Source organism: Sphingobium subterraneum (assembly GCF_014199435.1).
In the GTDB taxonomy this organism is placed as follows: domain Bacteria; phylum Pseudomonadota; class Alphaproteobacteria; order Sphingomonadales; family Sphingomonadaceae; genus Sphingobium; species Sphingobium subterraneum.
Genome location: NZ_JACIJP010000014.1, coordinates 1 through 25,616 on the forward strand (window position 1 = coordinate 1; position 25,616 = coordinate 25,616).

General features: G+C 61.3%; 19 protein-coding genes and 2 pseudogenes. 7 read left to right on the forward strand and 14 right to left on the reverse strand.

Annotation, left to right across the window (positions count from 1 at the left end; translation table 11 throughout):
• Window positions 1–67 precede the first annotated feature (67 nt).
• From FHS92_RS17285 to FHS92_RS17315, 9 genes and pseudogenes are all read right to left on the reverse strand, one after another.
• Window positions 68–1,137, reverse strand: a pseudogene (locus FHS92_RS17285) (IS3 family transposase); the annotation flags it as partial.
• A gap of 593 nt (window positions 1,138–1,730) precedes the next feature.
• Window positions 1,731–3,467 (reverse strand): acyl-CoA dehydrogenase family protein, encoded by a 1,737-nt coding sequence (locus FHS92_RS17290; protein WP_066861842.1) that lies wholly within the window; start codon window positions 3,465–3,467, stop codon window positions 1,731–1,733.
• 20 nt (window positions 3,468–3,487) lie between these two features.
• On the reverse strand, window positions 3,488–4,642 hold the full coding sequence (locus FHS92_RS17295; RefSeq protein ID WP_066861845.1) for an acyl-CoA dehydrogenase family protein: 1,155 nt from the start codon (window positions 4,640–4,642) through the stop codon (window positions 3,488–3,490).
• Window positions 4,639–5,523 (reverse strand): NAD(P)H-dependent flavin oxidoreductase, encoded by an 885-nt coding sequence (locus FHS92_RS18455; RefSeq protein WP_246352098.1) that lies wholly within the window; start codon window positions 5,521–5,523, stop codon window positions 4,639–4,641. Before FHS92_RS18455 ends, FHS92_RS17295 begins: the two co-directional genes overlap by 4 nt.
• Before the next feature lie 173 nt (window positions 5,524–5,696).
• Window positions 5,697–5,882: a Clp protease/crotonase-like domain-containing protein gene (locus FHS92_RS18460; RefSeq protein ID WP_066861848.1), complete on the reverse strand. Its 186-nt coding sequence runs from the start codon at window positions 5,880–5,882 to the stop codon at window positions 5,697–5,699.
• A 61-nt stretch (window positions 5,883–5,943) separates the two neighbouring features.
• A pseudogene (locus FHS92_RS18785) lies at window positions 5,944–6,276 on the reverse strand (enoyl-CoA hydratase/isomerase family protein); the annotation flags it as partial.
• Window positions 6,277–6,397: 121 nt separating this feature from the next.
• Window positions 6,398–7,963: an AMP-binding protein gene (locus tag FHS92_RS17305; protein WP_184081906.1), complete on the reverse strand. Its 1,566-nt coding sequence runs from the start codon at window positions 7,961–7,963 to the stop codon at window positions 6,398–6,400.
• A gap of 19 nt (window positions 7,964–7,982) precedes the next feature.
• Window positions 7,983–8,756: an SDR family NAD(P)-dependent oxidoreductase gene (locus FHS92_RS17310; protein WP_017501656.1), complete on the reverse strand. Its 774-nt coding sequence runs from the start codon at window positions 8,754–8,756 to the stop codon at window positions 7,983–7,985.
• A gap of 24 nt (window positions 8,757–8,780) precedes the next feature.
• Window positions 8,781–10,022 (reverse strand): thiolase family protein, encoded by a 1,242-nt coding sequence (locus FHS92_RS17315; protein ID WP_017501657.1) that lies wholly within the window; start codon window positions 10,020–10,022, stop codon window positions 8,781–8,783.
• Window positions 10,023–10,117: 95 nt separating this feature from the next.
• On the opposite strand from FHS92_RS17315, the gene FHS92_RS17320 reads away from it, so the two are divergent.
• Window positions 10,118–11,098 carry an NAD(P)H-dependent flavin oxidoreductase gene (locus FHS92_RS17320; protein WP_017501658.1) on the forward strand — a complete coding sequence of 327 codons (981 nt, stop codon included), beginning with the start codon at window positions 10,118–10,120 and terminating at the stop codon, window positions 11,096–11,098.
• Between the two features lie 167 nt (window positions 11,099–11,265).
• On the opposite strand, the gene FHS92_RS17325 is transcribed toward FHS92_RS17320, so the two are convergent.
• Together FHS92_RS17325 and FHS92_RS17330 are read right to left on the reverse strand one after the other, a co-directional pair.
• Window positions 11,266–12,642: an IS1380 family transposase gene (locus tag FHS92_RS17325; RefSeq protein WP_017501659.1), complete on the reverse strand. Its 1,377-nt coding sequence runs from the start codon at window positions 12,640–12,642 to the stop codon at window positions 11,266–11,268.
• Between the two features lie 147 nt (window positions 12,643–12,789).
• A complete protein-coding gene (locus tag FHS92_RS17330; protein WP_017501660.1) occupies window positions 12,790–13,431 on the reverse strand; it encodes a TetR/AcrR family transcriptional regulator in 642 nt (213 codons plus the stop codon).
• A 345-nt stretch (window positions 13,432–13,776) separates the two neighbouring features.
• On the opposite strand from FHS92_RS17330, the gene FHS92_RS17335 reads away from it, so the two are divergent.
• The 5 genes from FHS92_RS17335 to FHS92_RS17355 all read left to right on the forward strand — a co-directional run bounded on the left by FHS92_RS17335 (window position 13,777) and on the right by FHS92_RS17355 (window position 18,746).
• Window positions 13,777–14,316, forward strand: a complete 540-nt coding sequence (locus FHS92_RS17335) for a TonB-dependent receptor plug domain-containing protein (protein WP_038292838.1) — start codon at window positions 13,777–13,779, stop codon at window positions 14,314–14,316.
• Window positions 14,303–16,063: a TonB-dependent receptor gene (locus FHS92_RS17340; protein WP_026109283.1), complete on the forward strand. Its 1,761-nt coding sequence runs from the start codon at window positions 14,303–14,305 to the stop codon at window positions 16,061–16,063. The genes FHS92_RS17335 and FHS92_RS17340 overlap by 14 nt, the downstream gene beginning before the upstream one ends.
• Window positions 16,064–16,137: 74 nt before the next feature.
• Window positions 16,138–16,881, forward strand: a complete 744-nt coding sequence (locus tag FHS92_RS17345; RefSeq protein ID WP_017501661.1) for an alpha/beta fold hydrolase — start codon at window positions 16,138–16,140, stop codon at window positions 16,879–16,881.
• Window positions 16,871–17,662, forward strand: a complete 792-nt coding sequence (locus FHS92_RS17350) for an enoyl-CoA hydratase/isomerase family protein (RefSeq protein WP_184081907.1) — start codon at window positions 16,871–16,873, stop codon at window positions 17,660–17,662. Before FHS92_RS17345 ends, FHS92_RS17350 begins: the two co-directional genes overlap by 11 nt.
• 76 nt (window positions 17,663–17,738) lie before the next feature.
• On the forward strand, window positions 17,739–18,746 hold the full coding sequence (locus FHS92_RS17355; RefSeq protein WP_184081908.1) for a helix-turn-helix domain-containing protein: 1,008 nt from the start codon (window positions 17,739–17,741) through the stop codon (window positions 18,744–18,746).
• Here FHS92_RS17355 and FHS92_RS17360 read toward each other — a convergent pair.
• The 3 genes from FHS92_RS17360 to FHS92_RS17370 are packed head-to-tail and all read right to left on the reverse strand — an operon-like array spanning window position 18,738 to window position 22,923.
• Window positions 18,738–19,178: a DUF4345 domain-containing protein gene (locus FHS92_RS17360; protein ID WP_017501664.1), complete on the reverse strand. Its 441-nt coding sequence runs from the start codon at window positions 19,176–19,178 to the stop codon at window positions 18,738–18,740. The two genes, FHS92_RS17355 and FHS92_RS17360, sit on opposite strands and share 9 nt — an antisense overlap.
• Before the next feature lie 20 nt (window positions 19,179–19,198).
• Window positions 19,199–20,698 carry an aldehyde dehydrogenase family protein gene (locus FHS92_RS17365; RefSeq protein ID WP_184081909.1) on the reverse strand — a complete coding sequence of 500 codons (1,500 nt, stop codon included), beginning with the start codon at window positions 20,696–20,698 and terminating at the stop codon, window positions 19,199–19,201.
• Window positions 20,699–20,748: 50 nt separating this feature from the next.
• The gene (locus tag FHS92_RS17370; RefSeq protein WP_184081910.1) at window positions 20,749–22,923 is read right to left on the reverse strand and encodes a TonB-dependent receptor domain-containing protein; all 2,175 of its coding nucleotides are present in this window, start codon (window positions 22,921–22,923) and stop codon (window positions 20,749–20,751) included.
• Window positions 22,924–23,763: 840 nt separating this feature from the next.
• On the opposite strand from FHS92_RS17370, the gene FHS92_RS17375 reads away from it, so the two are divergent.
• Window positions 23,764–25,374 (forward strand): GMC family oxidoreductase, encoded by a 1,611-nt coding sequence (locus FHS92_RS17375; protein WP_026109284.1) that lies wholly within the window; start codon window positions 23,764–23,766, stop codon window positions 25,372–25,374.
• Window positions 25,375–25,616 lie beyond the last annotated feature (242 nt).

The window sequence follows — 25,616 nt, forward strand, 5'->3', positions numbered from 1 at the left end:
GTCGTTCCTCGCATGGGCGATCGTCAACAACAACCAGCCCGTTCCCGACGTGTTCTCCAAGATGACCAAAATCGCAGCTTCGGGCCGACTGGGCCGTGTTGTAGTGACGCCGCCACGCCTCGATCAGCACCCTGGCTTCAGCGAGGGTGTAGAAAATCTCGCCGTTCAGCAGCTCATCCCGCAGCGAGCCGTTGAAGCTCTCGTTGTAGCCGTTCTCCCATGGCGAGCCCGGGGCGATGTAGAGCGTCTTCACGCCGATCTGCCTGAGCCAGGTCTGGACGGCGGCGGCGATGAACTCACTGCCATTGTCCGACCTGATATGCGCGGGCGGACCACGCTCGATGAACAACTCGGCCAGCGCTGCCAGTACGTCTTCGTGTTTGAGCTGGCGCGCGACGACGAGTGCCAGGCACTCCCTGCTCGCCTCGTCGATAATGGTAAGGATGCGGAACTTGCGTCCGTCATGGGTGCGTTCCTCGACGAAGTCGTAAGCCCAGACATGCCCCGGATACTCCGGCCGCAACCGGATGCACGAGCCATCGTTCAGCCATAACCGGCCGCGTTTCGGCTGGCGCTGCGGCACCTTCAGCCCCTCGCGTCGCCAGATCCGTTCCACCCGTTTATGGTTCACCGACCAACCCGCCGCGTGCAGCAGCGCCGTCACCCGGCGATAGCCGTAGCGCCCGTACTGCCTGGCAAGGGCGATGATATCCTCGGTGAGCGCCAGCTCGTCATCTGCCCCGAACGGCACCTTGCGCTGCGTCGACCGGTGCTGGCCGAGCACGCGGCACACCCGCCGCTCGGATACATCCAGCACCTCCCGGACCTGGTCGATGCAGCGCCGACGCCGTGCGGGGCTCAGAAGTTTCCCTTGGCTGCCTCCTGCAGGATGAGCTTGTCCAGCGTCAGATCCGAGATCGCCCGGCGCAGCCGCAGGTTCTCCTTTTCCAGATCCTTCATCCGCCGAGCCTGATCGGTCTTCAGGCCACCATATTCCTTGCGCCAGCGGTAGTAGGTCTGCTCGCTGACCGCGATGCGCCGACAGGCCTCGGCGGTCGTGCCGCCCTGACCCAGCATGATCTCAACCTCACGTAGCTTCCCGATAATCTCCTCGGGCTTGTGCTTCTTCGCAGGCATTCGTCGTCCCTTCCTTGGTCCAGACTGTAATAGTCGATGGACCACTCAGAAGGGGGCAGCTCACACCCACCACGTCTCCATCCTCACCATGAACGGCGACAGCTACCGCCTCAAACAGTCCGCCGGCCGGCGATCAGCCAGAAGGGCGGAGCAAAACCAGGCCACCGTGTCGGCCGACCCGAACACCGGCGAGATCCCGTCGCCATAGCCGGGAGAAAACGGTCGCGACGATATGGAAAGGGCCCCGATCGGGGCCCTTTCCATATCGTCATCACGCCTCGACCGCTGGCCTGCTTTTACTCCGCCCCGCTGGCCGGGTTTTGCTCCGCCGTTGACACCTGACACGGACGCAAGAAAACGGATTTCCCGCAAGGCGCCTCCACGCAACGCTTACCGAAAAGCCGTCGTATGCTTCAGATATCGAGCAGGCTTGCTTACTGGTGAGCAAGCGACCTGCATCGTGGAATGGTGATTAGTGCCGGCATCGCGCATGCTCAAATGCTGATGCGATTATCCGCCAAAGGCGGGGCACCGGGGAGCCATTCAACACGCATCCGCTTAGCAAGGGCCGCGCAGGGCTGGACCTGCCATTGTTAGAAAGCGTCCACCGGCAATGCCATGATCGGCTCCGGACCACTCGAAAGGGTTGCGGCCATTCCGCTCACCCTTGGCAGCACTCGGGTAGCGAAATAACGCGCAATATCTATTTTCGCTCTGTCTAGTGGCGTCGAGCCTTGCTCAGCAGCGCACTCCATTCGCAGCCACATCCATCCGAGGCTGACCAACGCAAACATACGAAGATAATCGACAGCCGCAGCGCCTAACGTCTGTGGATCGGCCCCTTTCAATAAGACCGTGATGCCCCGTAGCGTCTCAAGCGCCGTGACAACATTTTTGGCGATCGATCCGTCCGCCGCCCGGTCTAGATCGCCTTCTATGAGTGCGAAGTAAGCATCGACAACCGTACCGCCAGCCATTGAGAGCTTGCGACCAACCAAGTCGAGCGCCTGAATGCCATTCGTGCCCTCGTATATCTGGGCGATCCTCGCGTCTCGGACGAGCTGTTCCATGCCCCACTCCCGGATATACCCGTGTCCACCGAATACCTGTTGGGCTTGAACCGCGCTCTCGAAACCCATGTCGGTGAAAGCAGCCTTGATCACCGGCGTGAGGAGCGCGACGAAGCCATCGGCGCGAGTACGTTCATCCGGATCAGGATGCTTGCGGGCGCGATCCACCTGCAGGGCGACCCATCCAGCGAGGGCACGTCCACCCTCGACGAAGCTGCGCACATCGAGCAGCATTCGCCGAACATCGACGTGCTCGACGATTGCCACCGTCCCGCTTGCGGCGCTCGCACCGCGCCCCTGGCTACGCCCCTTTGCATAGACGGCAGCCTGTTGATACGCCGATGCGGCTACACCCAGACCTTGCATACCGACCATCAGTCTTTCGGCGTTCATCATGGTGAACATCGCCGCCAGCCCACGATTTGGTTCGCCGACGAGCCATCCGATCGCCTCGTCGTAATTCATGACGCAAGTTGGCTGGGCGTGTATGCCCATTTTATGCTCCAGCGAGCCTACCGCCATCGTGTTGCGCCGAGCACATGCGCCTGCGGCGTCAGGCAGAAACTTTGGCACAAGGAACAAGCTGATTCCGCTCACTCCCGCAGGCGCATCGGGCAGGCGTGCAAGGACGAGGTGAATGATGTTCCCCCCGAAGTCGTGATCGCCGGACGATATGAAGATTTTCTGCCCAGTAATGGTGTGACTTCCGTCGGCCTGTGGAGAGGCCTTGGTCTTGATCAGCGAGAGATCGCTTCCCGCACTGCTTTCGGTCAGCGCCATCACACCGGTCCATTCGCCGCTTACCATTCTTGAAAGGTAAGTCGACTTCACCGCGTCGGTCGCATGGGCCGCGATCGCTTCCGCCGCACCCCTTGTCAGCGCTGGAAACAACCCGAATGATAAGTTGGATGCGGACAGCATTTCGTCCAACCATAGCTGCAGAACGAATGGCAGCCCTTGGCCGCCGTGAGCTGTATCAGCGCTCAGCGACGGCCATCCTGCATCGCGGAATGTCGCATAGGCGTTCGAGAACCCCGCAGGGGTCCTCACTTCCCCATCGACAATCCGGCTACCTTCTTCGTCGCCGCTCTGATTGATCGGGTGGAGCACCTCCGTGCAGAGTTTCCCAGCTTCGTCCAGGATGCTTACCGCCAGTTCCGTGTCGAGATCGGAGCCGAGTTCCGCCATCTCGAGATCGAAGCCCAATACTTGGCTGAGCAGAAAACGATAATCCTCGACCGGTGCTACGTACGCGTCCATGCCGCCTCCCAAAATGTATCTTATTTGAAAGCCGAAATGCCGGTCAGAGACCGTGAAACGATCAGCTTCTGTATCTCGGTTGTCCCATCCGGGATCGGCAGGACTATCGCTTCCCTGGCCAGTCGCTCGACAATGAATTCCCGGGTCACACCGTTCCCACCATGAATCTGCACCGCCTGCCTTGTCGCGTCGACAGCGATCTCCGTTCCGTACCACTTTGCCATGGCGCACTCAGCATCACAGCGCTTGCCTTCATCGATCATCGATGCGGCGCGCAGGCCGAGCAGGCGTGCGGCATCTATCTGCATGGCCATGGTCGCGATTTTGTCAGCGATGAGCTGGTGCGCGGCGATGGGCTTGCCATGCTGGGTACGGTCGCGGGCATAGCGAATTGCCTCATCCCTGGCTCGGCGTGCCAGGCCATAGCCAAGTGCGGCGACGTGAATACGCGCGCGCTCGAATACGGCGAGCGTGTTCCGCAACCCGTCCCCGATTTGCCCGATAGTATTGGCGACAGGCACGCGCACGTCATCGAGGAATATCTGCGCTGTCGACTGTCCGTTCAGCGCCATCTTCTCAATGGCCCGCACCTCATAGGGATGTTCGTGGCGCTCGAGCAGAATGTGGGTGAGTTCGCCGTCTCCCGTGCTGCACGTGCAGATCAGGAAGTCGGAATGCGCGCCGTTGGAGATCCACGTTTTCTCACCGGAAATTACCCAATGGTCGCCGTCTCGCACGGCCCGCGTCCGGACGCCGGATACATCAGACCCGACATTCGGCTCGGATATCCCCATAGACGCCATGAATTTGCCACGGAGGAGCCCCGCAAGATATCGTTCACGCAGATGGTCGGGGGCGAGGGTGTGGATGATCGATGCGCAGACGACGTTCATGAGCAGCGGAATTGCGAGGTCAATCGAGGAATAGGCGACCTCCTCGAACAGGCGCAGATGGAGCCGCCAGCTCTGCCCGAGACCGCCCGCCTCCTCGGGAAGCGGCGCGTTGATCAGACCGAAGTCGGTCAACTGGCTGATCCAGCCGGTGAGCTGGGTCTTGCTGAAATGTCCATCACCATGCGCCCGGATCTCGGGTTCAAGCTTGTCGTCAAGAAACCGCCGCAGCGTGTCGATGGCGAGACCTTCGTCGTCGTCATAGCCGAAGAGAGAGTTCGTCATGCGTTCACCTCGACCGCTTGATCGGCGCTGGTGAGGCAATCGACAGCCTCGCGATATTCCCGCTCGATTTTCTCCGCCAGATGCTGAACGGAACGGATGCCGTCGATTGGTCCGACGCCGTGCCCAGCGGTCCAGACATCCCGCCACCGCTTCGGGCTGATCTCTTCAGTTACGTTGAACTCGCCTTCCGGCCTCGCGAGGTTGGCGGGAATTGTTTGACCGAGGAAGTTGGCATGCAACCCCGAAACCCGATCAGTGTAAATGATGTCGCTGGCCGAGGAAGCGACGATCATCTCCTTCATATCCTGCGCGGCCATGCTCTCGATGGTCGGAATGAACGCCGTACCCATCGACACCATATCTGCTCCGGCCGCGACCGCAGCCGCCACACTCCGGCCATTGCCGACTGCGCCGGCGAGGATCAGGGTCTTTCCACGCAACTCCGGTCGCAGTTCGGCAACGAAAGCGAACGGACTGAGCGTGCCGGCATGACCGCCCGCACCCGCGCAAACCGCGATGATGCCATCGACATTGGCATCGAGTGCCTTGCGGGCGTGCCGCATGTTCGTCGCATCGTGGAACACCAGCCCGCCATAAGAATGGATGGCATCCGTCACCTCACGGCTGATCGACAATGTGGTTATGACCACCGGGACCTGATGTCGGATCGTGATCTCCAGATCCGCCGCCAGGCGTTCGTTGGTGGCATGAACGCTGAACTGAACCCCGAACGGCGCATCCGCGCCGGTTAGCTGGCTCCGGATGCCGACGAGCCATTCTTCGTAACCCTCCGGCGTACGCTGGTTGACCGAGGGAAATGTTCCCAGCAGCCCGGACCGGCAGGCGGCTATCACCAGGTCTGGCCCGGATACGAGAAACATAGGGGATGTGAGTGCCGGAACGCGCAGACGTCCCGCGAAGGAAGCTGGTAGCATCAGATTATACTCCGGCGGTAGGTAGCGGCCAGACAGGCGAGCATTTCTCGAAGAAGGCAGCGACGCCTTCGTGGAATTCCGGGCTGCCGAGACAGACTCCCGCTGCGGCGTGTTCCGCTTCAAGATACTCTTCGCTCGCACTCCCGCTCGCCACCTTCCACGACCTGATCGCAGAGTTCCAGCTTGAGCGCCCGGTCGGACGCAACCGGCTGGTCCTGCAAAATGATCCTGCGTGCCGCATGCGGGCCGACCCGACGTGCCAGCCAGAACGGCAGCGCCATATCGGGCGTGAGCCCGATCCGCATGAAATGGAATCAGGAAACGCGTGGATGCGGAGGCAACAAGCTGATAGCAAGCGAGGACTATGCCGAGCGCGTCGCCCGCACATGAACCGCAGACCGCCCCGACGATCGGCTTCTCGGCCGTGCCGATAACGCGGCAGAGATCGAGAAGCCGAGCATGGAAGGCCGTGAACGGCTGGCGATCCAGATCCCGCATATATCGTATGTCACCACCGGCCGAGAAGTTCGGACCGGTGCCGGTCAACAGGATCGCTCTTACATCGCTGTCTGCGAGCGCCTGCTCGAGTTCCTCGTGGAGGCGGCCTCGGGTTTCATCATCGAACGCGTTGAGGCTTTCAGGCCTGTTCAAGGCAATTCGGCGAACGCCCTCGGCCGGGCGGTCGGCGACGACTTTCATGTACGTGCTCCATCATTCGGATAGTTGGACTTCGGCGGATAGGTGACGGCCAGGCTCACCGGCTGGCGGGACGTTTGTTTCCCACCGGCGCGACGCGTCTCAATGCAGAGCAACCCGCCGATCATCGTTTTTCCGGCGCCGAGGCTCGTCCCGCCAGGTCGCGCAGGGCTTTCTTGTCGATCTTGCCGACCGCCGTCAGTGGGAGAGCGTCGACGAACTCGACCCGCTTGGGCGCGTAGAGCGACCCCTTTCTGCTCTTCACATGGGCTACGAGCGCTTCCGACGAGACGTCCGCCCCAGGCTTGCGGATGATATAGGCGGTGACCGCCTCACCCCATTTTGGATGCGGCGTTCCAATCACCGCGCAGACATCGACCTGCTCGTGGCTCGTCAGCGCATCTTCGACATCGCGGCTGTAGATATTGAAGCCGCCGGAGATGATCATGTCCTTCTTGCGGTCGACGATGAATAGGTAACCCTGCTCGTCCTGCGTTCCGATATCGCCGGTGTGCAGCCAGCCGCCCGCAAGGGTTTCCGCGGTGAGGTCCGGCAGATTGTGATATCTGTCGAGCGCTGCCGGGCTGCGCACGCAAATCTCCCCTGTTTCGCCGGCGGGAATCGGATCGCCGTCTTCGTCGAGCAACGCGACGGTCGCGGACGCCGCAGGAAACCCGCATGAGCTCAGAAGGTGCGGTGTATCCGCTTTATGATCCGCGCGCCGCAGGACGCTGAGCGGAAGACATTCGGTCTGTCCGTAAGCCTGCGACATGACCGGGCCTAGGCGCTCGATCGCTTCGAGAAGCCTCGGTGGCGTAATCGAGGAGGCACCGTAGAGCAGCGTCTCCAAAGAAGACATATCATGTCGGTCGAGCGACGGATGGTCGAGCAGCGTATAGATCATGGACGGGACTAGGAACGTGAAATTGATCCTCTCGCGTTCGATGGTGGCCAACGCCTGCTCGACATCGAAGCCTCGCATCAGGTGGATGGTCCCTCCGCGCCAGAGCAGCGGCAGTAGGAACGTGCCAGCCGCATGGCTGTTGGGAGCGACGCCGAGATAGCGCGGCGCGACAGGCAGCTCATAGTCGCTCAAGGGCGCGAAAAGCGCGAAGGCACTTGCAGTTCCCTGGAGCCGGACCGCGCCCTTTGCGCGTCCGGTCGTGCCACCGGTATAGTGGATCATCGCGATATCATCGGGCCTTGCCCGGCTGAGCGGCGTCGTGCTGCCGGCCGCGTCTGCAAGCGCGACGAGGTCAGGGCCGAAATCGGCGCCGCCAATAGCGAGGATGTCGATTTCGGCATCGAGAGCCGGAAGCAGGGCGGATGCGCTCTCGCTATGCCCTAGCGCGTCGATGATGAGGCATTTCGCGCCCGCATCGGCCACCTGATAGATGTGGTCCGCGATCGCATTCTTCGGGTGCAGTGCTGTTACACCACAGCCCAGCCCCTGCGCGGCAATTGTGACGCACCAGGATTCGAAGCTGTTATCGGTGAGGATCGCGATGATGTCGCCATTCTTCCGCCCGCGCGCGGCAAGCACCGCCTGGAATCTACCGATGAGATCGAGGGTCGCGCTATAGCTGAAGCGGTTCGTCTCGCTCTGGAATGCCACACGGTCCGGAAAACGCCGCAGGGCGAGAAGCGCCTGGGCGCCGAAGTCGACGGCGTTATGGTTTGGCTGGGGCATTTTGTTCTCCGATCCGGCGCTAGCGCGCCGTCATCCGGGCGCCACCGTCGAGATCGATGGTGGTCGCGTTGAAATAGGCGTTTTCCACGATTTGCCGGACAAGGCTGCCGAACTCGGCCGGATCGCCCATCCGGTTGGGAAACAGGATCGTGTTCTCCACAAGCGAGTTTACCACCTTCCCGGGAAGCTCGAGCAACATCGGGGTCGCAAAGACGCCGGGCGAGATCGTCACAACCCTGATGCCGAGGGGCGCAAGGTCGCGGGCGACGGGCAGGGTGAGTCCAATCAGGCCAGCCTTGCTGGCGCTATACGCGGCTTGGCCAATCTGCCCTTGGGTCGCGGCTCCAGAGGCGGTGTTGATGATGACGCCGCGCTCCTCCGCTGTGCCCTCTGGCGTGTTCTTCGCCATGTGCAGCGCCGCAAGACGAATGACGTTGAAGCTCCCAGTGAGGTTGACGCCGATCACCTTGTTCCAAATATCCAGCGGAAAGGCTTTCCCCTTGGAGACCGTCTTTGCGGCTCCTTCGACGCCCGCACAGTTGACGGCAATGTCGATCGATCCGAAGCGATCGACGACCTTGCTCAAGGCAGCAGAGATCGCCTGTTCATCCGTGACGTCAACGACCAAGCCGAGGCAGCCTTCCCCGAGTTCTTCGTTCAGCGCGCCAAGCCGCTCCTGATTGACGTCGAATGCCGCGATCCGGCTGCCGGCGGTCGCCAGGGCTCGCACGGTCGCAAGCCCCAATCCCGAAGCCGCGCCGGTGACGACCGCGACTTTATCTGCTGGATTCATATCCCCTCACCTTCTTTCTGAGATTTATCGCCCGAGTATCGTGATGCAGGCGACCGCCTCCTCGATCCCGAAAAGGCCGCCGCCATTCTCGGCGAGCGCCACCCGCGCGCCACCGACCTGTCGCTTGCCAGCCTGGCCGCGCAGTTGAAGAACGAGCTCGTGCAATTGGCCGAGCCCGGTCGCAGCGATCGGATGGCCCTTCGATTCGAGACCTCCCGATGGATTGACCGGGATCCTGCCACCGATCGCCGTATCCCCGCGCTCGGCAAGCGCTCCACCTTCGCCAAATGCGCAGAAGCCGAGATTCTCCGTCTGGATAACCTCGCCGACGGCGGTCGCATCATGCACTTCGGCGACGCTCACATCATTTGGCCCGAGACCCGCCTCTCCATAAGCGCGCTGCGCCGCCAGGGCGGTGAGATGCTTATCCGACGCCAAGGGATCGCGCGTGCTTCCTGTCTGGATCACCGATGCCAGCACGCGAATGCCGCGATCCTCAACGATACCCAGGCGCCTCAGCCCTTGCCTGGACGCAACGATCACCGCAGCGGCGCCATCGGAAATCGGCGAACACATGGGAAGAGTGAGCGGGTAGGTGATCGGGGCGGCGGCGAGCACCTGCGCCACCGAGAAAGGATCGCGGAACTGGGCAAGCGGATTGTGAACGGAATGCCCGTGGTTCTTCGCGGCCACGCTCGCGAACTGCATCTGGGTAGATCCGAACTGGCGCATATGCTGACGAGCGAACGCCGCGTAGACGTCCATGAAGACACTGTAGGGCTTCGGAGACGTCGTTCCCTCCGGAGCTTCGATGCCTTCGCCGAGCGCCGTCAGCTTGGCCCGGTTTGCCTCGGAATCGGCGATTTCCCAACCACTGTCGAACACTGACATCATCCGTTCCCGGTCGGGTGAGATCATTTTCTCGGCGCCGACAGCAAGAGCGATGTCGCAGCCTCCGGCGCGAACATGGTTCACCGCAAGCGCGAATGCCGTGCTTCCCCCCGCACAGGCGTTCTCGACATTGATGACAGGGATGCCTTCGATCCCCAGCGGCCGCAGCGCGATCTGCCCGCGGATCATGTGCTGCCCGTCGAGATGACCCTGCGTCGAATTGGCGAAATAGGCTGCGCCAATCGTGCTGACATCGGTGCCGGCGTCCTTAAGCGCCGCTCTCACGGCTTCTGCAACGAGTGATTTCAGCGGTCGGTCGGGCCAACGGCCGAACGGTGTCATCCCTACGCCAACGATGAACACCTCACCCGACATACTGCTCTCTCCCTTGATTTGTCTCATTGGAATATATATAGACCCGTGAGTCAAATCAATAATTCACGTATCGAGATAATGCCTTGACCAAAGCTATGGGCAATCCGGCACTCGTCCGCGAACTGCGAGCCCGCTTGGCGCTGCCGGCGGTGGCCGGCCCGATGTTCCTCGTCTCCAGTGTGAAACTGACCTTGGCGTGCTGCCGGGCCGGAATCATCGGATCCCTGCCGGCGCTGAACGCGCGCTCTTCCGACATCTTCGAGATCTGGATGGCCCAGATGGCGCCGCAGGCGGGCGAGCTAGGGATGGCCCCCTATGCGATCAACATCATCGTCCACCACAGCAATCCCAGGCTTGAAGCGGACCTGTCGATCGCGGCGAGATACGAAGCGCCGATCATCATCGCGAGCGTGGGCAACCCGGCCCCCGTCGTAGAACGCGTCAAAGGTTATGGCGGCCTGGTCTTTTCCGATGTCGCCTCGGTTCGCCACGCCCGACGAGCGGCGGAGAGCGGTGCAGACGCCCTGATCCTGCTCTGCGCCGGCGCCGGTGGCCAGACGGGCTGGCTCAACCCGTTCGCATTCGTGTCGGAAGTGCGGGAATTCTTCGTCGGCCCGCTGATCGTGGCCGGTGGACTGACGCGCGGCCGCCACTTGCGCGCGATCGAGCAGATCGGCGCGGACTTCGGCCTGCTCGGAACCTCGTTCATCGCGGCAACTGAGAGTTTCGCCTCAGACGCTTATCGCGACATGCTCATCGAAAGCGGCGCGGACGACATCGCCACGACCTCCGAGGTCACCGGCATTCCCGCCAACATGCTGCGCCCAAGTCTCGAGCGAGCCGGCTTCAAGCCATCGAAGGAGGTGAAGGAGGGACCATTCAGCGTGGTTTCGGAAACGGAGACGCTACGCGCATGGCGCGACGTCTGGAGCGCCGGTCATGGTGTCGGCGACGTCCGGGCGGCCGAACCGGCGGCAGCGATCGTAACCAGACTGCGCGAAGAATATGCCGCAGCCGCAGGTCCGGCTAAGGTATGTCAGGGGTTGGTTCCGGCTGAGGACGAAATGACACCCTAACCGCGATTATTCGCGACGGTTCCTCTTCTGGGGGTCGCTGGAGGTTGGCAGCTTTGTTCGCGTGAGCAGGACGAGCGGCGGCGCGGCGCCTTTTTCATCGCGTGGGATCGAGAGGCTTGCGAGGTTGATGGTAGGGGCTCGGATACTGGGCGGCACGGCCGCGGCGGCTATGTCGGGGCGGGCCTGAGCGCGCTGGCGGTGGTCCGGAAGACGGCGACGTCGGGACAGGCAGAAGCGAAGGCGACGCGGATGCGGGCGGTGCTCTCGATGACGCGGGCGGCGACCTTGAGGAGACGCAGGCGCAGTGTCGCGAACTCGGCGGAGGCGAGCGCAGTGCCCTTCGGGATAACCTGCTGGATGCGCCACATCAGCCAGAATGCAGCGGTGTGCAGGATTAGCCGCATCTGATTAGCGTTGGCTAAGCGACACGAGGTGCGATCGCTGGCGAGCTGGGACTTGTGCATCTTGATCAGGTTTTCGGCGCGACCACGGGCGCAATAGAGGATCTCGTAGATGTGCTCGGCCGAGCCCGCCTTGTCGTCGAACGAAGTGACGACGTAGCGGATATCCAAGCCGAGCGTGCTCGCCTCGATCCGCGCTGCGACCCGGCGTTGGCACTTCCCGCTCTTCGCGCCGTAGCGGGTTTCGGCATAGTGGCGAAGCGCAGGCGCCTGCGTGATCGCCCGTTTGGTCGCGCAGTGATCGGCGGCAGCCACGATCTCGGGATCGGCGCGCAGCACCGCGTTGGTGGGCAGGCCAAGGACGTAGTCGACGCCGTGGGCCTCACAGAAGGTCATCACTTCGGGCCTGCCGTAGTGCCCATGACCCCGGATCGTGATGCGGGTGGTGGGCCAGTGCCGGCGGATATGCCGCACGAGGCGCCGGATGTGGCCGGCAGCTTCCGCGCCGGTGGGCGTCTTGCCGGAGCGCAGCAGCATCGCCACCGGCCGCCCCGTCGCCGTGTCGTAGACGTGGATGGGCAGGAAGCAGCGCTCGCCGTGGTGGCCGTTCCAAAAGGACAACTGCTGGTAGCCGTGGACGACGTCGCAGGTATCGTCGATGTCCAGCGTCACCGCCTCGGGTGGCATAGGGTAGCTGGTACAGTAAACGCCGATCATGGCCTTCATCATGCGCGCCAACTCGCGCGTGGTTGGCGCGTTCTCCCACCGGCTTATCGTCGGTTGGCTCGCCAGGCCCGTACCCGACCCCGGCAGCTTGCCGAGCGCCAGGCGGAACCCCGGATCGTCGCGCAGCGCGTCGAGGTCGTCGGCGTCCTCGTAGTCGCAGGAGATCGCAAAGATGCGCGCCCGCAGGATGTCATCGAGCTTGTGGGCTACCCGCGATTGATCGCGCGGATCGGCAATGCAAGCCGCCAGTTGCGCGCAGAGCCCCATCTCACGTTCCGCCTGGGCCAACAGCAGCACCCCGCCGTCACAGGTCAGCCGACCGCCGTCAAAGGCGGCGGTCACCTTCTTGCGATGCACCGCTGGAAACGAAAACAGGGCCGCGCTATCGTCCTGTTCGGCGGGTGTGGCCTGTGGCATTTAGTGCCTCGTCGAAGGAATAGTCTAGACACCCAATTTCCTACTTCAAAGCAATAGCTTATGCCACTTCCGCCAACCCCTCCTGCCCACCCTCATGAATATGATGGGATAGGGTGTCATTCCGCCCTCAGCCGGAACCGACCCCTGTCAGGCCCTGATCGCAGCCGCGAACAGGTCGGCGAATTGGGCGGCGACGAGGCTTCCGTCCAATTCGCCGCCAGCGTCGAACCAGCGTGTCGCCCAGTTCACGGCACCCAGATAAAAGAATTCGGCCATCTTGCCGTTGATCGCGCCACGAACCGATCCGTCGGCCTGGCCACGCTCGATCAATTCCAGGAACGTGTTCCCGAAGCGCGTGCGTCCTGCGGCGACGATCTTGCGGTTCTCCGGCTCAAGCGCATTGAATTCGGTCAGGATGGCGAGGGGGCCGCTCTCGCCGACCAGCAATTCCATATACCGGCGCGCCAGTGCCACCACGCTGTCAAAGCCGCTGCCGTCGATCGACCGCGCATGTTCGATCGCGCGGTCCCCCAACGCGATCGAATTCACGTGGCACTCGAACAGGATATCCTGCTTGCTCTTCACATAATAATAGAGCGCGCCTTTCGTGACGCCGAGTTCACGGGCCACGTCGGCCAGCGACGTGGCGTGATAGCCGCGCGTACTGAAGGCCCGCGCGGCTTCCTGGATCAGCACCTTGCGCTTGAGATCATACTGCTCCTCTCGGCTGAGGACCGTAACTTTCCAGGCCGATGATTTCCCGGAATCTGCCTCCGACACCTGCTTCATACTTACTTCATCTCACTACTTCGCCGACCGAACAGCGCTGCGCAGCGTGTAAACGACTTTCAGGGCTGCACAGGCCCGAGCAGATCGAACAGCCAGACCGTGCTCCTAACTAACTACACTTGTCGCTTCCGCTCCGTCAGTCAACATCCCCAATGGTATGTCTGTTGACTGACGGGTTGAATCCGGCGTAGATGTACAGGAAACGAGGTCAAGACCTCGCCAAACAACCCGGCAATGTGGGGGAAGAGGAGGGGTATGCTGGATAAATCACCATTTTGCAGTCGCTGCAGGTTCGCCGTCATCGCGGTGACGGGCGTCTCATGTTTTGCTCTTGCCGCGCCGGCCTTGGCGCAGACGGCGCCGCAGGCCGACAGCCCGCCGGCCGAGGCGACGCAACCTGAGGCCGGGCCACAGGACATCGTCGTCACCGCCCGCAAGCGTGCCGAGAATCTTCGCGACGTGCCGGTCGCGATCACCGCGATCGGCGGAGAGGTGCTCCAGCAGAAGAACATCACCCAGGTGATCGACCTGCCCCAGATCACCCCCAATTTCAGCTTCAGCTATGGCGCGGTCCAGCCGTTCACCTTCATTCGCGGCTTCGGATCCGGCGCGAACGCGTCGTTCGAGCAATCGGTGGGCAAGTTCATCGACAACGTGTCCTTCGGTCGGGACCAGGACGGACGCATTCCGATCTTCGACGTCGAACGCATCGAGATACTCAAGGGCCCGCAGGTCCTGACCTTCGGGAACAGCGCGACAGTCGGCGCGATCAGCATGGCGACGAAGAAGCCCGGACGGAATTTCGAAGCCGACGGTTCGATCGGATACGAAATTCTACAATCACGAATTCCAGGTCCAGGGCGGCGTTACCGTGCCGCTGGCTGATTGGGCGAGCCTGCGTATCGGCGGCTTGTACCAGGATTTGTCGGAGGGGCGGCTCTACAATCCGATCAAGGATCAGACCGAGCCGAGGACGCGCAACATCGCGGTGCGCCCATCCTTGCTGCTTTCTCCCGCGCCCGGCCTGGAAATCCTGCTCAAGGCCGAGGTCGATCGCCTGCGCGACTATGGCAATGCGCTCGTCTCCGTCGCGCAGCCGCTGGATGCGACCCGCGCTCCCTATCCTGTCGTCGGTGACACGGGCACGCGCTACTCCAACTATGACGTCGCGCCATATTATAGCGACGAGCTCAGCTTCATGGACGCCAACCTCTACCAGGCTGACATCAATTATGACCTGCTAGGAGGCAAGCTCACCTCGACCAGCGCCTGGCGCACGTCGCACTCCGACGTTCAGTTCGGCAGCGACGGCGTCAACCACGCCCAGACCTACATGAACCTATTGTGGCAGCACTATCGTCAATTCAGCCAGGAACTCCGGTTCAGCGGCACATATGGGCGCCTGGATATCACGGCGGGCGGCTATTATCAGCGCGACACGCTCGGGATCGATCTTATGCAGGAGTTCACGCTCGGAGGCTTCGGTCTGACGGGCGCCGCCACGACCCCCATCGGACGTGTCGAAACATATGATCAGAACAATCGCGTCTACTCGGGCTTCGTCGACGCGACGTATCGCATCACCGACCGTCTGAGCCTATCCGGGGGCGTCCGTTACGCCGACATCAACAAGACTGCCGGTCAGGCATTGTTCGGTACCGGCGTTATCCCGCACCTCGACTTCGATACCACGCGTTCTGATCTGCAGGCGGGTCGCAACGCTGCTCTGGACCCGATCTTCAACGCAGTTTTCCGGTCGGCCCAGCACAATTTCCCGTTCGGGACACTGCGCCTGTCCGAAAACCACTGGCAGCCCCAGGCAATCGTTCAATATGAAATCGCGCCTCGCAACAAGGTATATCTGAAATTCGTCCGAGGCGCCAAGTCGGGAGGCTTCGACTTCAGCTATGCCGGCGGCACACCATCGGCTGCCGCATTCCGGCCAGAATTTGCGTCGATGTTCGAAGCAGGGGCGAAGGGGCTCATCCTCGACAACAGGCTCGAATATTCGGTCGCCATCTTCAGGACCACGTTCACGGCGCTGCAACAGTCGGTCTTCCAGAATCTCGCCTTCGTCGTCTCCAACGTCGGCAAGGCCAGATCCCAGGGCGTCGAACTGGACCTGACCGCTCGCCCCGCCGATGGACTCGAGCTTGGCTTTGCAGGCTCCTATCTGGACGCGAAGTTCGTCGATTTTCCAGGTGCCGCATGTTCGAGTGCGCAAAATGCCGGACTTCAGCCGGGCTGTGTGGGCGGCTTCCAGGACCTTGCGGGAACGCCGACCCAATACGCTTCAAAATGGACGGGTACGTTTCGCGTCGACTATGCGCGACCCCTCGGGTCCGGAGACTATCAGGTCGCCGCTGGCGCCTCCATCTTTGCCAGGTCTCGCTACAACGCCGGTGCCTATAATGACCCGCGGATGGAGCAAGGCGCGTTCGCGCAGATCGACGCCCATCTCGATTTTGGCCCTACCGACAAACGCTGGCGGATGTCGCTGTTCGGACGCAACCTGGGCAACAAGCGCCCACTTGAATATGCCGTAACGCCACCCGGCCAGCCGACGGCCGTCGTTGGGACATATTCGCGCGGTCGCCAGATCGGCCTGAAGCTCAGTTTCTCGGTGCGTTGAAGAACCGTGCGGGAGGAATTAAAAACCCTTGGTTGGAACGGCGGCCTATTGGTCGCCGTTCCTTGTGTCGCCGAATGACAACCTTCCTCCTCATCCACGGCGGCTGGCATGGGGGCTGGGCGTTTCGCGCCGTCGCGATCCACCTGCAAAAGGCTGGCCACGAAGTTTACCGCCCGACCCTGGCTGGCGTTGCGGAACGCGCATGGGAAGCACGGCTCGGCATCAATATCCAGACCCATGTCGACGAGTTAAAGGCCTTGGTCGACTGGGAGGACCTCGACGACATCGTTCTCGTCGCCCATTCCTACGGTGGCTTTGTCGCCACCGCCCTGGCAGATGCTATCCCGGAGCGTTTCCGGGCCATTGTCTATCTGGACTCGTTCGTGGCGGAGGACGGCGACACGCCCTTCCGCCTCGTTCCTCGCCCCGAAAGTCTCGTCGTCGATACCGCCGGAGATGACGGGCTGACGATGAAGCTGCGGCCGGGCGACGCGATGTCACGCGATATCGACCACGGGCGGCGCGTCGCGGGTTATCAGATCGTCCACCCAGTAGGGACCATGATGCAGCGCATCCGCCTTAGCGGGCGATACAAAGAAATCCCGAAGAAGGCCTATATCCTCGCAGTCGGAGGGGACGGCAATTCGCAGGAACCCCATTTCCAGCGTTACCACCAGGCAGCGACCCAACATCCTGAGTGGGACGCATATACGCTCTCGGGCGGACATAACCTCATGCTGGATGATCCAGTCGGTGTTGCCGCCATCCTGCGACGCTATTCCGACGACAATGATGAAAGCATAGCCGATGACGTTTGAGCAGATTTCCCTCGAGCAGCGCGGTCCGGTCGCATGGATCACCCTTGAGCGGCCGAACGACCTCAACTGCCTCAGCCCGATCATGATCGACGAGCTGAACCGGTCGCTTGATCAGCTGGAATCGAGGGCGGCGGTACGCTGCCTCGTGCTGACCGGACGAGGCCGTGCCTTTTGCGCGGGCGCGGATCTCAAGTTCATCGGCGCTTTCCCTCCTGCCGACCGCGACGCAGAAACAGCTCGGTTCCTGCGACGCGCGACGGATCTCTTTTCGCGGATCGAAGCCTTCCCGAAGCCCATCCTTGCGGCCGTCAACGGTATCGCAACAGCGGGCGGAATGGAACTGCTCCTCGGCTGCGACATCGTGATCGCCGCCGAGGGCGCGCGCCTGGGAGACGGACACGCCAATTACGGCCTGTTGCCGGGCGGAGGAGCCACCGCACGGATGCCGCGACGGCTCGGATTGAACCACGCCAAGTTTCTGATGCTCACCGGCGACCTGCTTAGCGTCTCGAACCCGCTGTTCGCGCCACTCGTGAGCATGATCGTTCCGGATAGCGAGCTCCAAGAGGCGGTGGACGGCATCGCCAGCAAACTTGCCTCGAAGAGCCCCCTGGGTCTGCATCACATGAAGCAGCTTTTGAACAACGCTGTCGAACTTGCCCTTCCGGAGGCGATCGAGGCTGAGCTGGACGTCAATTCGACCTACTCCTCATCGTTCGATCGCAATGAGGGCCTGGCCGCATTTCAGGAGCGCCGCGTACCGGAATTCAAGGGTGCCTAGATTGCCACAATGAAAGCAGCCGGGCGAAATCCTCTGGGCACAACAAGAGGAGCGCTCCTTAGCGTGGAGAGACGAAGTGGGACATTCAACGGCAACTTCTGACGCGTCAGGTCTGGGCGGAGGGCTGCTGGTTCCACGAGCTAATCATATCCGCGTCGGCCATCGATCGCTTTTCGCATCGCAACTGGCCACTGATCTGGACATCGAAACGCCGCCGGTACGAGCGAAGACAACGGAATTCACCTGGACGCTGTTCAGCAACCTTGCACTTCTGCGGTTTGCGTCCAGGGCATGTAGCCTCAAATATGCCGCCGAGGCTTTCCGCGACTTCTACCTGTTGAAGGTACAGAAGGAGGGGCATGCCGCGATACGCCTCGACGATCGGATGATCACAATAGGCCCGGGTGATGTCGTGCTTTGCGACGGTGCAGCGGCGCACCAATATGAGTTCGACGACGATAACGAGCATCTCTGCCTCATCTTTTCGAAGCAGATGCTCGAAGCGCGTATGCGCCGCTCATCACCGCCGATCGGCGATATGATCAATTACCGTATCGCGGCGCATCGATCCTCCGCGATCCTCATGAGAAGCTATGCGATAGGATTGTTGCAGCAGCTCGAGAGGTTCCAGACAGAGGCCGACGATCCGCTCGCCGCTCGCGTTCTGGGCGACACCATTCTGACCTGCTATTCCGCCGAATTTGAGACCGACCGGCGTCGCGACGACAGCTGGACCTCGGTACAGAGATTTGTTGAATCCAATCTCGAAGATCCGGCTCTGCGTCCAAGCTATATTTGTGAAAAACTGCGGCTTTCAGCCAAGAGCCTCCAACGCGTCTTCCGCAGCCAAGGAACCTCGTGTCACAAATACATTGCTGACGCACGGCTCGACGAAGCCAGTCGCCGATTGAGCGATCCTTCCCTAAGCGCCCGCATCACTGACATCGCTTACGACGTCGGGTTTGACGATCTCAGCTATTTCAGCCGTTCGTTCCGTCGCAAATTTGGAGTCTCAGCGCGGGAATATCGGCATTCGGCGCTGCGCGGAACCTTGCCCCTCTGGCGCGGCCGCCCCTCAAGCTGACCTGTTTCGTAGCCGGGCGTCCGCAATTGCGGTCCAAAACATGATCACCGGCGGCACCACCAACTCGATCGCTATCGCCGCGGTGAGAACGAAACCTGGCGACCCATACCGAAGATAGGCCAGGGTCCGTGCGAGGCCACTTAGAAAAACGAAGCCGAAGAGCAAACGCAGGAGCAAGAGCCGCTCACGCAGATCGCAGCTGGCATACCAGATGAGCGGCGCGTAGCCGAGCCAGATCGCTCCGGCGAACATCAGCTGGCTGTTCAGTGTTGGATCGGAAAGCGCGGCGGATGGGAGCGCGGCGCCGGCGGTCGCGAGAAACTTCGCGCCTTGGGCGATGTCCCCGATACCGGTAGCCAGAGGAACGATGCAAAAGGCTCGTACCGCCGCGGAGAGGCCCCGCCCACCAATTGCTTCCGCCCTACCGCCCATTGTCTTCGCTCCCTCTAAACCTACAGAGCCACGAGAACTGATTTGGTTTCGGTATAGGCAAGCACGCCCTCACGCCCATGTTCGCGGCCGAGCCCGGACTCCTTGTATCCGCCGAACGGCACGGCAGGATCGATGGCGTTGTGGCAGTTCCCCCAGACCGTACCCGCCTTGATCGACCGCACCAGTCGATGCATGGAGCTGATATCGCGGGTCCAGACCGACGCCGCCAGCCCGTAGCGCGTGGCGTTCGCGCTCTTCACCACGGCGTCGAGATCATCGAAGCGCGACACGCAAACCACTGGCCCGAAGATCTCTTCACGCATCACGCGCATCTCGGGTGAGACGTCAGCGATGATCGTGGGCGACACATAATAGCCCTGATCGGCGAGCTGACCGCCTCCTGCAACGACCGAGGCACCTTCAGTCGATGCGCTCTCGATGAAACCCATGACGGTATCGCGCTGCCGCGCCGACACCAGCGGTCCCATCTGCGTATCCGGCGCAAGCGAAGGACCGAGACGAATCCCCCGCGCTGCGTCGGCTATCCCTTCCACCAGCGCGTCGAACACGTCCCGATGGGCGAAGACGCGCGAGCCCGCCGTGCAAATCTGGCCAGAGTTGAAAAAAACGCCTCCCGCCACGCCTTGAGCTGCCTGTCCGAGATCGACGTCGGGCAAGACGATCACAGGCGACTTGCCCCCAAGTTCGAGCGTCACGCGCTTTAAGGTGTCGGCGGCCGAGTGCGCGATCATCTTGCCGACCGAGGTCGAACCCGTGAAACTGATCTTGTCGACCTCGGGATGTCGCACCAGCGCCGCGCCGGCACCACTGCCAGCGCCCGTCACGATGTTGATCACGCCTGCCGGGAAACCGGCCTCAAGCACCAGTTCGGCGAACCGCAAGGTCGTCAGGCTTGTCTGTTCGGCCGGCTTGAGAACGGTCGTACACCCTGCGGCCAGTGCTGGCGCGAGCTTCAGGGCGGCGAAGAAAAGCGGAAAGTTCCAGGGCACGATCAGGGCCGCGACGCCGATCGGCTCGCGCCGGGTGTAACCATGGAAAGCGCCGGATGGCGCGAGCAACGGCTCGACGCTCTCTCCATCGAGACGTGATGCCCAGCCTGCCATATAGCGTAGCTGTGCGATCGCGCCGGGAACGTCCATCTGCGATGCGGCGGTGATCGACTTCCCATTGTCGATCGCTTCCAGCTCAGCGAACTCGGTGGCGTTCGCCTCGATCAGATCGGCCAGCCTCCGGATCGTCATCTCCCGATAGTAAGGAGACTGGCCGCTCCACCGGCCGTCATCGAACGCCGCGCGCGCCGCGCCGACGGCCCGATCGACATCCGCATCGCTGGCATCGACGATCGCCCCGATCTCGATACCACTCGACGGATCGTAGACCGGTACGAACTTCTCGCCTGAGGAGGACTGCCATTCCCCGTCTATCAGGAGACGCTTCGGCGAGGCGATGAACGCACTCGCTGTATCGGAATATCGCGGCTGCGGCAAAATGGACGTCATCGGAGTGCCTCGCAGAATTGCTGGTTCGGGGTGAAGATTGCCCGGCGCGTCTAGAAGCGACCGCTCAGGCGAACGCCAAGCTGTCGCCCGCGCGAATATGTTCCCATCTCGCCGAATGTCGCTGGAATGGTCGGCAGAGCGAAGCTCAGATAGCGCTTGTCGGTCAGGTTCCTTCCGAACAGCGAGATTGTCCAGCTGCTGGAATTCGGGCTGAGGTCGAGGTTCGCATCGAGCTGGGCATAGCCCTTCTGGCGCTCATCCGGCGAATTCGTGCTGCCTGCATCATAGGAAGAACGTGCCGATACGTCGATCCGGCCGGCGAGGCGGTAATCGCCGCCGAGCGGCTGCTCATAGGCGATCCCCAGGTTGCCCGACCATTTCGACGCATAGGACGTCGGCGCGCCGGAGAGGTCCTGGGTGCAGGTCGGGCCGGCAATCAACGACTGCTCGTTCGTGCATGTCGCACCAGGAAAGCTCAGATATCTGGCATCGAGATAGGCACCGTTGAAATCGATACGCAGGCGGGGTGCAGGGGCCCAGTTGAGCTCGAGCTCGACACCGCGCGTCCGCGCCTTGCCGACATTCGACACGAGGAACGACGAGACGTTGTCAAAGACCGAAAGCTGCAGGTCCTTGAACGTAGTCGAGAAGATGGTGAGCGCATAATCGAGGTGGCCGCTCGCGAGCCGGCCCTTGGCGCCAAGCTCGAAGGACGTCGCCTTCTCAGGACCGAACTTGGTCGCGTTCGGATTGGAAGCAGGGGAGATCGCGTCGACGCCGCCGGCCTTCGACCCGCTGACGAACTTGGCATAGACCATGTTCGCCGGCGCGATCTCATATTGTACGATGACCTGCGGCTGGAAGTAGCCGTCATTCTGTTGAATGCCGCGATAGTCATGCGGCGAGACGCCGAGAACCGCCAGCTGAACTGGATCAAGCGCGGGATTTATCTGCTGCGCCACCGTAGCCCGCTTCGTGTTTCTTGGAAGCGAGGGAATGATATTGGCCGTCGCAAGCAGCTGGTTCACGTCCTTTCGTGTGTCGGTATAGCGGAAACCAGCTTCCACCTTGAGCTTTGGCGTGATCCGCCAGCGCAGGTTTGCGAAGCCCGACCAGGCATCGGTGTCCTGATCGAAGCTCAGATAGCGTGCGAAGGGTGGAACAGGGACCCCCAGAGGCGCCAGATTGAACTCGATCAACGTGAAGGCACGCATCTCGTCGTGCTGATAATAGCCTCCCAACGTGTAATCGAAATCGCCCGACGTGCCCTCGAAACGGATTTCCTGCGCAAACTGCCGATAGCGGTTGAAGATAAACGCGTTGAAGATGTCAGCAGCTAGCCCATCGCCGTCGGCGGACGTCGACGACATGTAGTTTCGGTAGCTGCTGGTCGAGATCAACTGTCCGCCAAGGACGTGATAATTGACGTCGGCCTGATAGGTCTGGTTTCGGAGATGGGCGTAGCCTTGCTGGAAATACGGCGGGCCGGCATTCGAGTTTGAGGTCCGCCCATCCAACTTCGTGTCATCGAAGAGACCTGGCACCGCGAGGGACTGCTTGTAGACTTGGATGTTCTCGCCCTCATCGAGAAGCCGGTCATATTCGGCCTTCAATTGTATCTGAAGATCGGAGCTGGGCTCGATGCGCAGGATAGCGCGGCCAGCATAATTGCGCGTGCGCGGGCTGTCGAAGCCCGTCACGTTGTTGTGTATCCATCCCTTGTCGAGATGCTGCAGCAAGCCCGCAACCCGCAGGCTGACGCCATCTGCAATCGGGAGTGTTGCACCTCCCTGTACATTCGTCTCATTGCTGTTGAATTCATAGCCGATCGAGCCATCCGCCTCGAAGCGGTCACCGGGCTTTCGCGTCGTGATGTTGAGAGCGCCCGCCGTCGCGCTATTGCCGAACAGCAGCACCTGAGGTCCACGCAGCACTTCGACTCTTTCCAGGTCGAACAGGGGAATGCGACTGTCTTGGTCTCGCCCATAGGACACGTTGTCGACGAATTTTCCGACCGATTGATCGAAGGAGAGATTATCGCCCGAGCCAAAGCCACGGATAAATGTCCGAGGCTGGATGGTACCGTAGGAGACAGTTAGGTTTGGGAGTGTGGTCACAAGATCGACCATCTGCGTGATGTTGCGATGCGTGAGGGTGTCACCCGAGACGGCCGTAAGCGCGACAGGCACATCGCGAAGATTCTCGCTCCGCTTACGCGCCGTCACGACGATGTCCTCCAAGGCACCTTCGGTCGAGCCTCCCGGTCGAGAGCTGTCATCCTTCGTGGCACCGACGCCCGACGCCACCGGTGACGCGGGTGCGTTCGTGGCAGTCTGAGCGCACGCTGCGCTCAGTGGGTATGCAGTGGCGAAAAGGCCGATCGCACTCCCCGCGAGCAGGCTCCTCCTCATGTTCGGATGTCTCAATCAATCCTCCCTAGACATGCGTTATTGCGTGTTCTCTGGGCGAGATTATTCGGAGGGCAGCGCTGGCGCTTGGAGAAACCGGGCTGCATTATTTGTAGCTTTGCGCCGTCAAGAATTGCGACCGGGGAACGGCCTGGAGGGTCAGTATCCAGCAGCGCCGAGCGGGAGTTCATTTGGAAAAGCTTGTCGCCTTGCGGTCCAAAGGAACCCGGGCGGACTCAAGCGCCGGCGAGCATCCGCGATGCTCGCTCGGAGACACCGCGAATCCCACCACTCCCGCCGTGTGACGTCCTCTCTTCTCGCAGCGACCGGGGCCAAGCGAAGTCAAATTCGCGGGCCGGATTTTCCAAGTTCGACGGTGACATCGACCGTAAACTGGCGAACCGGGATCGAGCGAAAATCCCCTGACAAGGATAAATCCGCCGGGAGAGGCCATGGAAATCTTCAGTACATTTTCAAGCCGAAATCTCATTTCGGTCTCGGCAATCAGCGCATTCTCGCTTCTTGAAAGCGCGCGCAATTCGTCGTGCGGCTCATTCGCGTCGGCACGATCTTCCTAGGTAGCACCAGCCGGTCGGCACCAAGCAGGAGCTATGGCCGAGCTCTCGGTCGGTCCAGATCTCTGAGGAGACAATATATATGCCAGACTATGTCATTATCGGGGGCGGCTCGTCCGGAGGCGTGATCGCCAGTCGTTTGTCGGAAGATCGGGAAACGACGGTATGCCTGCTCGAAGCTGGCGGATCGGGTAATTCCCCGCTCGTTTCGACACCAGGTGCCTTTGCGGCACTGATCCAGGATTTTGCGATCAACACGCACAACTGGCGCTACAATACCGAGCCAGTTACGGCGCTGAATGGCCGCCGCCTCTATAATCCTCGCGGTAAGATGCTGGGCGGGTCGAGCGGGATGAATGGCATGGTTTACATCCGTGGCGACCGATCCGATTTCGACAATTGGCACGACCTCGGCAACCAAGGTTGGTCGTACAACGACGTTCTGCCTTACTTCAGAAAGGCGGAGCGCAATGTCCGGGGCGAGAGTCAATATCATGGCGCCTTCGGTCCGCTTCACGTATCCGAAGGCGATGCTTCGTTCGAAGCCTATCGAGCGTTCATCGAAGCCGCCGCGTCACTTGGTTATCCACAGAACAATGATTTCAATGGCGATACCCAGGAAGGGATCGGGGTCTATCAGTTTACGGTCAAGGACGGCCGGCGGGCCGGTGTGAAGCGCTGCTATATCGACCCGATGCTCGACCGACCCAACGTCCGCGTTGAGGTGAATGCGCGCGCGAGGCGGATCGTTTTCGAAGGCAAGAGGGCGGTTGCCGTGGAGTTCGTCCAGGACGGCCAAGTGCGGCGAGTCGATGTCCAGAAGGAGGTCATCGTCAGCAGCGGTTCGTTCAATTCACCCCAGATTCTGATGCTCTCCGGTGTCGGCCCGCGCGCCGAGCTCGACCGGCATGGCATAGAAGTCGTTCAAGAAATAAATGGCGTCGGGCAGAATCTGCATGATCATCCCGACGTCATGATGATCTTCGAGACGCGCAAGCGCATTGGCATTGCGCTCAATCCATTGGGATTGATCAAGAGCACAAAGGATCTTCTGCACTATATCGTGCGCAAAGGCAGCTGGCTGGGCAATCCGCCGACTGCCGCAGGAGGGTTCCTGCGCTCCGATCCCGATCGGGACCGCCCGGACTTCCAACTCCACGTGATTCCGCTAGCCTATCGCGACCACGCACGCGACTATCGTTTGATGACGAAATGGGGCTTCACGGTTCTCATCAATATCGGTCATCCCAAGAGCAGAGGTGCAGTGCGCCTTCGCGATAGTTCCGCTCTGTCCGATCCCCTCATCGACCTCAATCTTCTGAGCCATCCTGACGATCGAACCGCGTTACGAAACGCCTTCAAGATAACGCAGGACATTCTTTTCTCAGAGACGATGAATGACGTGGTCAAGCGACCGCTCTACCCCACCCACAAGCTGAATGAAGATCAAGAAATTGACGCTTACCTCACTGAACATGTGAATCATTCTTATCACCCGGTCGGCACGTGCAAGATGGGAACCGACGCGCTGGCGGTTGTCGACACTCGTCTCAAGGTTCGAGGGCTGCAAAATGTTCGCGTGGCTGATGCCTCGATCATGCCAACGATCATCAACGGCAATACGAACGCCACTTGCATCATGATCGGCGAAAAAGCAGCAGACATGATCGTAGAGGACCAGAGACCTCAATGACCCCAAAGCACTGATGGCGCGTATTGGCCGCCAGCGTGACACGCTGGCTAGTCTAGATGGTCAGGCGGCTGCTTGGGAGCATTATAGAGCTATAGAGGCAGGTTAGTCACCCTGCCGCGAGCAGGAGGAAAGACTTGATCGGATGTCCTATATTGGCGCCGTATCGAAAGCTCCATTCGGCCTCGCGCTGACGAGCGTCGTCGTGGAAGCGCTTCGGTCAGTCGGGAACCATGCGGAGCTGG